At 57.6% G+C, this 10324-nt stretch carries 8 protein-coding genes and 1 pseudogene; 3 read left to right on the plus strand and 6 right to left on the minus strand.

Annotated elements, in window-relative coordinates:
* Nucleotides 1–58: 58 nt before the first annotated feature.
* The 3 genes from sufC to DSM3645_RS14200 form a co-directional block, all read right to left on the minus strand.
* Nucleotides 59–880 carry a Fe-S cluster assembly ATPase SufC gene (gene sufC, locus DSM3645_RS14190; RefSeq protein WP_040352575.1) on the minus strand — a complete coding sequence of 274 codons (822 nt, stop codon included), beginning with the start codon at nt 878–880 and terminating at the stop codon, nt 59–61.
* Between the two features lie 91 nt (nt 881–971).
* Nucleotides 972–1568 carry an NADH-quinone oxidoreductase subunit B gene (locus tag DSM3645_RS14195; protein ID WP_002652898.1) on the minus strand — a complete coding sequence of 199 codons (597 nt, stop codon included), beginning with the start codon at nt 1566–1568 and terminating at the stop codon, nt 972–974.
* A 77-nt stretch (nt 1569–1645) separates the two neighbouring features.
* The gene (locus DSM3645_RS14200) at nt 1646–2332 is read right to left on the minus strand and encodes a helix-turn-helix transcriptional regulator (protein ID WP_002652899.1); all 687 of its coding nucleotides are present in this window, start codon (nt 2330–2332) and stop codon (nt 1646–1648) included.
* A gap of 209 nt (nt 2333–2541) precedes the next feature.
* Between DSM3645_RS14200 and DSM3645_RS14210 the strand changes: the two genes are divergently transcribed.
* Together DSM3645_RS14210 and DSM3645_RS14215 are read left to right on the plus strand one after the other, a co-directional pair.
* Nucleotides 2542–4734 (plus strand): alanine/glycine:cation symporter family protein, encoded by a 2193-nt coding sequence (locus tag DSM3645_RS14210; protein ID WP_002652900.1) that lies wholly within the window; start codon nt 2542–2544, stop codon nt 4732–4734.
* 51 nt (nt 4735–4785) lie between these two features.
* Complete coding sequence (locus tag DSM3645_RS14215) at nt 4786–5313, plus strand: hypothetical protein (protein ID WP_131282565.1); 528 nt, start codon at nt 4786–4788, stop codon at nt 5311–5313.
* Between the two features lie 183 nt (nt 5314–5496).
* On the opposite strand, the gene DSM3645_RS14220 is transcribed toward DSM3645_RS14215, so the two are convergent.
* The gene (locus DSM3645_RS14220; protein ID WP_002652902.1) at nt 5497–6915 is read right to left on the minus strand and encodes an MATE family efflux transporter; all 1419 of its coding nucleotides are present in this window, start codon (nt 6913–6915) and stop codon (nt 5497–5499) included.
* 57 nt (nt 6916–6972) lie between these two features.
* Nucleotides 6973–8886 carry a biosynthetic arginine decarboxylase gene (gene speA / locus DSM3645_RS14225; RefSeq protein ID WP_002652903.1) on the minus strand — a complete coding sequence of 638 codons (1914 nt, stop codon included), beginning with the start codon at nt 8884–8886 and terminating at the stop codon, nt 6973–6975.
* A gap of 119 nt (nt 8887–9005) precedes the next feature.
* Between speA and DSM3645_RS14230 the strand changes: the two genes are divergently transcribed.
* On the plus strand, nt 9006–9887 hold the full coding sequence (locus DSM3645_RS14230) for a hypothetical protein (RefSeq protein ID WP_002652904.1): 882 nt from the start codon (nt 9006–9008) through the stop codon (nt 9885–9887).
* Nucleotides 9888–9947: 60 nt separating this feature from the next.
* On the opposite strand, the pseudogene DSM3645_RS14235 reads toward DSM3645_RS14230, so the two are convergent.
* Nucleotides 9948–10324: pseudogene (locus DSM3645_RS14235) on the minus strand (alkaline phosphatase family protein); the annotation flags it as partial.

Here is a 10324-nt window from a genome sequence, read left to right on the forward strand (position 1 = left end):
CTATTTCTTTTTCTGGAGGTCGAAGTCGCTGCGTGCTGACGAAACGAAATACGTTTCGTTAGCTGGCGACTTGCGTCTCTTCTTCATTCATCACTTGTTCGATCGCAGCGGCGTCCGGATAGGCTTTGCGAATCCGATCGTAACCGGACGAGTGCAATTCCTTGGCCAAATCGACGCCGCCGGTCTCGACGATCCGACCGCCCAACATCACGTGAGCGAAGTCCGGCGGATTGTGTTCCAGCAATTTGTCATGGTGCGTAATGATCAGCAGCCCCATCTCGGCGCCGCCGATCTCGGCGATACTTTGACTCGCCAGGCGAACCGCATCGGCGTCGAGACCGCTATCGGTTTCGTCCAGGATGGCGAACTTCGGTTGCAGCATCGCCAACTGCAGGATCTCGGCACGCTTCATTTCGCCGCCGGAGAAGCCGTCGTTGACGTACCGACGAGCGAAGTCGAGGTCCATCTGCAATTGCTGCATCTTTGACTTCATTTCCTGGCGGAATTCCCGCATCGGAATCAGCTCTTCACCCTCTTTACGTTCGGGATTGCGAACGTTGGTCGTCGCATGACGCAGGAAGTCGGCCAGCTTGACGCCGGGAATCGACATCGGTCGTTGAAAGGCCATGAACAACCCGGCGCGGGCACGTTCGTTAGCGGCCATCTCCAGCACGTTCTCGTCATTCAACCAGATCGCGCCATCGGTCACTTCGTAGTTGGGGTGCCCCATGATCGCGTAACCGAGCGTGCTCTTACCGGAACCATTCGGTCCCATCAGCGCGTGCGTTTCGCCGCGGCGAATCGTTAAGTTAACGCCGGTAAGAATCGGCTTGCCTTCTACGGCGACATGCAGGTTTTCAATCTTTAAAACGTCGGTCATGCTCGTCTCAATCAATCCCATGGCGCTTCACCACACTCTTTAAAGCCGAGCGGCGAAGCATCGAATTGAACTAAGTTGGAAGTGGTCCCACTTAGCCCGTAATTTTTTGATGATCTGTTAATGGAGCGTCGCCACCCGGGGCGTCGACCCAACCGCTGTGATGCGGAATCGGCAACTCGTCTTCGACGCGTACGCCGTTCCGCTTGTTGATTCGTTTTCCCTTGATCTTGTCTTGGATGCGCATCAGCCCTTCCAGCAACGCTTCGGGCCGCGGCGGACATCCAGGCACATACACGTCGACCGGCACCACCAAGTCGACCCCTTTGACGACATGATAGCCATACTTGAAGTAAGGGCCGCCGCCGACGGTGCAAGCGCCCATCGCAATGACATACTTCGGATCAGGCATCATGTTGTAAAGGCGACGAACGCGGCTCGCCATTTTGTAAGTCACGGTCCCGGCGACGATCATCAGGTCTGCTTGCCGCGGAGTCGCGCGAAATGCGCCCGCACCAAACCGATCCAAATCGTAACGACTAGCGCCGGCCGCCATCATCTCGATCGCACAACAAGCCAGACCGAATGTCATCGGCCAAATACTGGATTGCTGCGCCCAGTTGATCGCTTGCTCCAACGTCGTAAACACGACGTTTTCTTCAAACCGACCTTCAATCCAAGGTTTTGTCATCACCAAGCTCCGTCTGTGGGACCAAGCGAATCCGCCGCTGCGGATAACGCGAACATCCTACACGTTTTAGGGGCCGCTTACGACAACTCGAACGTACAACAACTCTCGCCGTTCAGGCGACATTTACCAAGCCGCACATCGCTACCCAGCATCTCGCTAAACATGATCTTCTCCATTGCACAAATAGATTGATCCAACTCGGCAAGTCCCGGGTAAGGGCAGGCCATCACGTTCAGCACGGGGAGTTCTCCCTCTTGCTGTTCGATCTGTATGGGGATGCGACGCTCGCCAAAGATCTCGGCGATCTTTCGCAGCTTCTCGTCTAGTTCGATCCCTTCCAACTCTTCCGCATACTGGGCGACCAAGCGCTCCGAAATCCGCTGCAGCAAACCGCGACGGACGGCAGGATCCTTGATCGATCGGACCTCTTGCCACAGAGCGACCGCCAGATCGGCAAAGTTGCCCCCACCTTTCCGCTTTCCCTTTTCGGACAAGCGATAATGATGGATCGGGCGACCGCGACCAGACTTTTCCGCAAATCTCTCGACGTAACCCTGTGCCATCAATCGGTTTAACCGTTGACGCACCGCCGTTGCAGTTACTTCCAGCTCGCCGGCGAGTACTGCAATCGTCATATGCGGAACATTTCGCAACAGATCAAGCAACACAATGTCCGACGGCACCACTTCCTGCGTCCAATAAGGATCGCTAGCGGGCTGTTTGACCTGTTCGGCGCTGCTCGAGATGTACTCTTGTTCCGCCATAGGTTTAAGTCCTCTGTAGGTAATCTTATTGGTTATCGCATTTTTGACAACCATATGTTTGAAAATTCGCGGCCAGCCCCAACCGGCGACGTAAACGCTTGACAGGAAACCAGTTAAAATGGTAGAACCACGACGCCCCAACCCTCATGCTCTGGCTATTCCCATCCCTAACGGCCTTTTCGCCGCCAATCACGAAGGACTCTTCGGGCATGTTTCGCGCGCCTCTCTCCCTGTGCGTAATTGCTTGCGCTGCAATCACTTTCGCGCCGCTCGCTAGCAAGGCTCAAGACGAGCCAAAAACACCGCCTGCCGAGCAGCCGGTCACCAACGTTGCCCCTGTGCTGACGATGGAAACGGTCGACGAAGAGCAAACGACGGCCGAAAAGATCAATGGAAAGGTCAACTCGATCTTTGAGCCCGGGGTCGAACTAGCTGCGATGGTGCTGATGCGGCCCGTCTATCGGAGCAACCAAAAATATGTGCAGCTGGACCATGTCGTCCATTACACGCGCCCCATTGATGACGGCGAATCGGCTTTTACGATCTTCACGCCGGACTTCGCCGAAAAACCGGCCAACTTTCCGGAAACGCTGACGCTTAAGGAAGCCGACACTTGGCAAGCGCGCGGCAAACTCCTCAGCGGCAACTCAAAACAGCCGTTCAGTCCGGGCAAACTGAGCGGGAAAAGCGTCGAAGTGGTCGCGATCCGCGTCGATACGAAAACCAAGTACGTTCAGCAGACCGAAGCCGACGGCACAATCGTCTACAAACTTGCCGGCGACATACGCGGACTGCTTAGCAAAGATGAAGCGGATTGGAAAACTCCCGCGCAGGTCGCCGAGATGGCCGATCGTCACCTGTTGAAATTGAATGCCGATGCAGGGAAAGACGCCAAAGATTCTTACATCTTGACCGAACCGATCGGCAAAGCTCCGTTGGTCGTGGTTTGGCTGGCCGGCGGCGCGTTGTTCTTCACCCTCTTTTTTGGCTTCGTCAATTTCTGGGGTTTCCGCCATGCGATCGAAGTGGTCGGCGGCGCCTATGACGATCCAGACGAGCCTGGCGAAGTGACTCACTTTCAGGCGCTCGCTTCGGCGCTGTCGGCGACCGTCGGTCTCGGCAACATCGCCGGCGTCACGATCGCGATGACCACCGGCGGCCCCGGCGCCTTTTTCTGGATGATGATCTGCGGCTTTATGGGAATGGCCAGCAAATTTGGCGAGTGCACGCTGGGGCAAATGTATCGCGAAGTAAAACCGGACGGCACGATCCTGGGCGGTCCCATGCAGTACTTGCTACGCGGCTTTGAAGAGATCGGCCTGAAGCCGGTCGGCGTCGTTTTCTCGGTTGTCTTCGCCGTGCTTTGCATTATGGCCAGCTTTGGCGGCGGCAATATGTTCCAGTCGAATCAATCGGCCAATGCGGCGGTCCAATTGATCCAAGGGGCCAAACAGGATCAGATCTCCGAACTCGGTTTGCAGATCAAAGCGGCCGAAGCGGCGGAAGAATGGGAGACGCTGGGTGAGTTGCAACAACAAAAGACGGTGCTGCAAACCGAAGTCACCCAGTTTGCACAAACCTTCAAGATGGCGTTTGGCGTCGTCTTCGCGATTTTGGTCGCTTTGGTGATCATCGGCGGCATCAAACGCATCGCGGCGGTCTCTAGCAAGATCGTGCCGGTCATGTGCATTTCGTACGTGCTGATGTGCATCTACGTCATCCTGGTTCATATCACCGAAGTGCCGGCCCTCTTTCAAAGCGTCTTCGCCGAAGCGTTCACCCCCAAGGCCGCCCTCGGCGGCATCATCGGCGTCGCAATTATCGGCATCCAGCGAGCCGCGTTCAGCAACGAGGCCGGCGTCGGCAGCGCGGCGATCGCACATAGCGCCGCCAAAACCGATCAGCCGGTTCGCGAAGGTCTGGTCGCGCTGCTCGGCCCGTTCATCGATACGATCGTCGTCTGCTCGATGACCGCGATGGTGATCTTGATTACCAACGCGTGGAACAACAAAGAATGGATCGTCGACCAAGGTCTCGAAGGCGCAGCGCTCACATCCCAGGCATTTGAAAAAGAAGTCGGCTGGTTCTCCTACGTCCTTTCGATCGCGATTCTGCTCTTCGCCTACTCGACGATCATTTCGTGGAGTTACTACGGCGAACGTTGCTGGGAACGGCTGTTTGGCGCCGAGAGCACGATGGTCTACAAGGTCATCTACGTCGGGTTCGTCTTTATCGGCGCCGTCGCCAACTTGGGCGCCGTTATCGATTTCTCCGACATGATGCTGTTGTCGATGGCCTTCCCCAATATTGTGGGGGTCGTACTGCTGGCTCCGAAGGTGAAACGGGCTCTCCACGAATATTGGCAAAAATATAAGAGTGGAGAGTTCAAGAAATACAAATAGCGAACGAACACCCTCTTAGAACAAGAATCTTTTTGTCCTGAGGGATCGAAAATGTGCTGCCGTAACTCCAAGCCAGAGAAATCTTTACGTACTCCTATCAACTCGATGGGAGTCTGTGGATTTTTCGTTTCGCTATTTGGATTGGTCTTCACCCTGGGGGCGATCAGCCCCGTCGGCTTGCTGATCAGCTTGATGGCGCTATTTCACCCGCGCCGCGGATTCGCGGTCGCCGGCGTGTTGTTCGGCCTGATGGGAACGGCGCTGATCGCCGCGATCGTCGGCACAGCGACGGTAGCGGCCGACGCCTATCATCACTACGCGCACGAAATGCCGCAGATCGAACAGACCTTGGCGCATCTCGATGAAGCGATCGTCGTGATCGAAACCGATCGCCAGGCGAAAGGGGAGCTTCCCGAGGGTGTCGACGGCAACAAACTGGTCCTGCCGATCACCGACGCGTGGGAACAATCGCTCCGCTACGAACCAGAAGACTCCGGCCAATACGCCGTCCGCAGCGCCGGCCCCGACCAAAAGTTCGACACGCCGGACGATCTGCGCATGGTTCCGACGCGGTACTAGGCGATAGATCTAGTCAGCTCGTTCCCACCGTAGCCCGAGGCGCGAGCCGAGGGAATGCGGATGGCGAAACGAAACGAGCACGAACCACTTCGCCGACCGATCGAATTGCCTTCGTGTTTAACACGTCAAACCGAATTCCCTCGATTCGCGCCTCGGGCTACGATTGAGACTCTTCAGCTTCTCTCAAACTTCAATCTGTCGCCAAGCGCCGTGCCAATATCGGGCGGCGACCAGCATGCTACGCAGGGTGACGTCGAACACCATCACCCACCAGGCTCCGAGGATGCCGTAGCCAAAGCCCGGCACGCTGCCGATCAGCGGCAGCGGGATTTCGTCGAGTGCGAAGAGATAGACGCCGGGGATCCGGATCAACAGCAGTCCGATCAGCGTGATGATAAATGGGAACTTGGTATCTCCCGCGCCGCGCAGTGCGCCGCTCAGGATCGACAGGGCCGCCATAAACGGAGTCGAAAACGCGACCACTTTCAACAGCCGTACGGTCATCTCGGCCGTGCCGGCGTTCTCGCTGCCGGGCTCTACTTCGCCCAGATATAGCCAAGTCAGACTCGCTCCGCCGAAGTAGAGAAACACGCCGTAGGCGGTTACCAGCGAAGCGCCGGCCGCTAGTGAGAGCAGCGTCGCTCGCATGGCTCGCGCGGGATCTTTGGCTCCGAGAAACTGCCCGGTCAACGTCGACGCGGCGACCGCAAACGCCCCAGCGCCCAGATAGCTGGGCCCTTCACAGCGAACGCCCAAACCATGCGCTGCGGCGGCCAATGTCCCGAGACTGTTGATCACTCCCAAGTACCAGAGGTGACAACCGAGCGTCAGCGCGTCATTGGCGCCGCTCGGCAAACCGATCCGGATCAAACGCCAGATCATGGTGCGATTGGGACGCAGCCATTGCAGACGCAGCTGCATTCCGGCGCGTCCCCCCAGCATCAGCAACAAGACCAAGCACCCGCCGACGATGTGTGCGACGGCCGTCCCGACCGCGATGCCGGTCCAACCGAGATTGGGCGCCGGCCCCAGTCCAAACGCGAGCGTCGTACTGACCGCGACGTTGATCAAGTTGACGATCGTCATCACGCCGAGTCCGCTGACGGTGTCTCCCGCGCCATGCAAGCAAGCGGTCCCAATCGCGATCACCATCAAAAAGGGGAGCGACGGAGCGATGATCCGCAAGTAGCTTGTCGCCAACTGGGCGGCGTCGGCTTCTAACTGCATCATCGCGACAAACGCATCGGCGCCAAAATAGAGCGCGATCGTCCCGATGACCGCAGCGCAAGCGCCGGCGACCAACGCCTGATTTGCGGCGATCGCGGCGTCCTCGGTCTCCCCAGCGCCGATCAAGCGAGCGACGACCGCCGTAGCGCCGACGCCGACCGATGCGAAGATCGTAAAGGTCATCCACATCGCGTAGGCCATCAGCCCAACGGCGGCCAGCGCCGGCGTTTTCAGCTCATCGGGCAGCGCATGACCGGCCAGATAGGTGTCGACCATGCCGACCAGAAACTCAAGCGACTGCTCGGCCAAGACCGGCAGCGCAAGTTGCAACATCGGCCGAAACTCGCCGGTCGCGCGAACGAGATGCGTGGACAATTCCGCTTTCCCTCACTGGGGTCAAGCGCCGCCTGCCGGCGACGCTCGCTCGCTGCATTACGGCGATTTTTCGAGATAGGTGTACCCGCGTAGACCCTGCTCGTAGTATTGCATGATCGCGCCGGCTTCTTTGTGATCCAATACGCCGGATCGCGTCACTTCTTCGACCGATTGCTGCATCTTGTCGATCAGTTCTCGATCGGTGAACTGCACGTACCGCAGCACTTCGGTGACGGTATCCCCTTTGATGATGTGCGAAAAATGGGGCTGTCCCGTTTCGCCCAATTCGACATGCACGGTGTTCGTGTCGCCGAAGAGGTTGTGCAGATCTCCCAGGATCTCTTGATAGGCGCCCACCAAAAAAGCGCCCAGGATATATTGTCCGCCGTTCAGCTTGTGCAGCGGCAGCGACCGTTTTACATTCCGCAGATCGATAAACGAATCGATCTTGCCATCCGAATCGCAGGTAATATCGCCGATCACGGCGCTGCGCTGCGGCTCTTCGTCCAAGCGATGAATCGGCATGACCGGAAACAGTTGGCCAATCGCCCAACTATCAGGCATCGATTGGAACAACGAAAAGTTGCCGAAGTAGGTGTCGCAGAGCAAGCGATCCAACCCTTGCAACTCTTCCGGCACGTTCGCCATGCTCTTGGTCAACGTCCGAATTTTTGCGCACAGACTCCAATAGACCGTCTCGGCGATGCTCCGCTGCTCTAACGTCAAGTTGCCGTTGCTAAACATGTTCAACGACACGTCGAGCGCCATTTGCGCGTCGTGGAAACTTTCGAGCACCGTTCGCTGCGTGACGCTTTGATACGCTTCATACAATTCGCGAAGCGGCGAAGGAGCGTCATCCGGCACCGGTTCGATCTCGTCGCCGGTCGTCTGTTCGGCGACGCCCAGCACTTCAAAGATCAGCATGCTGTGAAACGCCACGATCGCGCGGCCGCTTTCCGACAACAGATGCGGATGCGCCACGCCGGCGGCGTCGCAGATCCCCTGGACGTGCGAAACGACGTCGCGCGCATACTCTTCGATCGTGTAGTTCATGCTCGACTCGAAGTCGGTCTGCGAGCCGTCATAGTCGACTCCCAAACCGCCGCCGACATCGAGATAGCAAAGCCCGGCGCCGCGGCGAACCAAGTCGACATAAATGCGGGCCGATTCGACCAGCGCCGACTTCACATGGCGAATGTTGCTTACCTGGCTCCCCTGATGGTAGTGGAGCAGTTTAAAGCAATCTTCCATGCCGCGCGACTTCAGCTCTTCTAGCCCTTTTAGAACCTCGGTCACGGTCAGGCCAAACTTGCTGCGATAACCGCCGGAAGCGGACCATTTGCCGGCGCCGCGCGAAGCGAGCTTCACCCGCATCCCGATCTGCGGGCGAACGCCGATCTTGGCCGAGTATTCGAGAATCAGCTCTAATTCGCTATATTTCTCGACGACCGGAATGATGTTTCGCCCCAGCTTGAGCGCGTGCATCGCGATTTCGATGTACTCAGCGTCTTTGAAACCGTTGCAGATGATCGGCGTATCGTTGTCGGTCAGCGCGATGACCGCCAACAACTCGGGCTTGCTGCCGGCTTCCAGCCCAAATCCGTGTTGGCGTCCGTATTGCAGGACTTCTTCCACAACTTGGCGCTGCTGATTGACTTTGATCGGGTAGACGCAGGCATATTTGTTTTGGTAGCCGTACTCGCGGATCGCCACGTCAAAGACGTCGCGGATCTCTTGCAGGCGCGTTTCCAAAATGCCGCTAAAGCGGATCAAGATCGGCAGATCGAGACCGCGCTGCTCTAAGCGGTTGACGATCGATTCTAATTCGACCGAGACTTCGGGATCACGATTGGGATGGACGGCCAGCTTGCCGTTTTCTTTGACCGAGAAAAACCCCTTCCCCCAGCGCGCCACTTCGTAGAGTTCGCGGGAGTCGGAAACTGTCCATCGATTGCCTGCCTCTGTAAGCATCGCTAACCTTAGATTGGAATGTCAAAGGCGAATCGCCTGGAATCAGGCGGTACGGATGTGAAAACGCCAGGGACATATTCTACGGCATGGGACGCCTGTTGCGAAAGGAAGCATCCCCGATGAAACCAGAGTTGACTTGGTTGGCCAGTAGTTCGGCTAGTTTTATGCACGTTGCCGAACTCTTGCGGCGGGGCGATACAATCGACGATTCCGGTCTGGCCGCGGTCATTCAGCAGCCGCTCGACCTGCTGTGCGCAGAGTTGGACACGTCAGGAATTAATATTCGCCAGTTTTGGCGTCACGTCGTTCCGCTGGCGGCCGGAATCGAAAGCGAACAAGAACTGGTCGATGTAATTTTTCGCAAAATCGGAGGCGGCGGCCCCGGCGCCAGCGCTCGAATCGCCGGACGAATCCGTGATCTCAAGCTCGCGATGCGAAACGCCAAGCCCCATCTGACCGACGAGTTGGCGCAGCGCGGAGGTCCGCTACGCGAACATTGGGAAGCGCGCGGCCCGGGACTATTGCGGCAATTCGCCGATCTGACCAGCGACGATCTGGTGGTGGAGACGGCGCAAGTGATTCTCGTTCAGCCATGCCGGGGGGGAGGACTGCGCGCCCATCTGCCGTACAACAGCGTTCGAATGGAAGCGGTGCTCTACGACCCAGAGCCCAAATTGCCCGAAGTCGTGCGTCTGGCTTGGGGCATTTCGCAATTGAATTTAGATCTGCCGGTTTATAGCGAAGTGATCTCGCCTGATCGGCTCCCGACGATCGCAGGACTTGCAGCGCTGCCGGCGATCCTGACCGCAGGCGAGCATGTCGAACTGACGAAATTCAACCCGGATACGCTCATCCTGGCATGTGAGCTTTGGCGTTTTCCGCAAGGACCGCAAATCGACTTACCATCCACGGCGATGCGATGGTGGGAGACCTATCAGCAAAGTCGCGCCCCTTGGGCCGTCGCTTTACAAGCGCTCGACCGGATGGTCCCCGAGTTCTAAAGTAGCCGACCGCAGCCCCACGAACTTTTTTCTTCGTAGCCCCCAGCGCGAGTATTGATGTTACGCAATTTCGAAGCAACGGACACGAGCCCGCTGGGTTAACCAGGCCGAAGTTTTATCGATGATCCGCAGCTGGAACGGCAATTTCAACGCACCCTTGTCACGTGGGTTGCTGCTGGGCGGTCCCAACAGGTGACAATCCAGGCGGTCTCCATGGCGTTGGACGTAATGCACTTCACCGCCGGTCTTGAGCCGGTCTTCACGAGCTTGCGTCGTATATTGCGAGAAGGTTCCTTGCGTTCCCCGCAAGTCAGGCACGCACATCGCGGACAACTGCACCCCGCGAAGTTTTTCGGGCGGAAAAGTAATCGGCACGCGAATGATGGAGTTGAAGACGCCGTAGTCGCTTAGCAGACTCCAAAAGGGCTTGCTCTTAC

This window comes from Blastopirellula marina DSM 3645, from assembly GCF_000153105.1.
Classification (GTDB): domain Bacteria; phylum Planctomycetota; class Planctomycetia; order Pirellulales; family Pirellulaceae; genus Blastopirellula; species Blastopirellula marina.

What these genes read in the sequence shown, in the direction of transcription:
- DSM3645_RS14195 (WP_002652898.1), bottom strand. Translation starts at nt 1,568, where the DNA reads ATGACAAAACCTTGGATTGAAGGTCGGTTTGAAGAAAACGTCGTGTTT.
- DSM3645_RS14200 (WP_002652899.1), bottom strand. Translation starts at nt 2,332, where the DNA reads ATGGCGGAACAAGAGTACATCTCGAGCAGCGCCGAACAGGTCAAACAG.
- speA (WP_002652903.1), bottom strand. Translation starts at nt 8,886, where the DNA reads ATGCTTACAGAGGCAGGCAATCGATGGACAGTTTCCGACTCCCGCGAA.
- DSM3645_RS14215 (WP_131282565.1), top strand. Translation starts at nt 4,786, where the DNA reads ATGTGCTGCCGTAACTCCAAGCCAGAGAAATCTTTACGTACTCCTATC.
- DSM3645_RS14230 (WP_002652904.1), top strand. Translation starts at nt 9,006, where the DNA reads ATGAAACCAGAGTTGACTTGGTTGGCCAGTAGTTCGGCTAGTTTTATG.
- sufC (WP_040352575.1), bottom strand. Translation starts at nt 880, where the DNA reads ATGACCGACGTTTTAAAGATTGAAAACCTGCATGTCGCCGTAGAAGGC.
- DSM3645_RS14210 (WP_002652900.1), top strand. Translation starts at nt 2,542, where the DNA reads ATGTTTCGCGCGCCTCTCTCCCTGTGCGTAATTGCTTGCGCTGCAATC.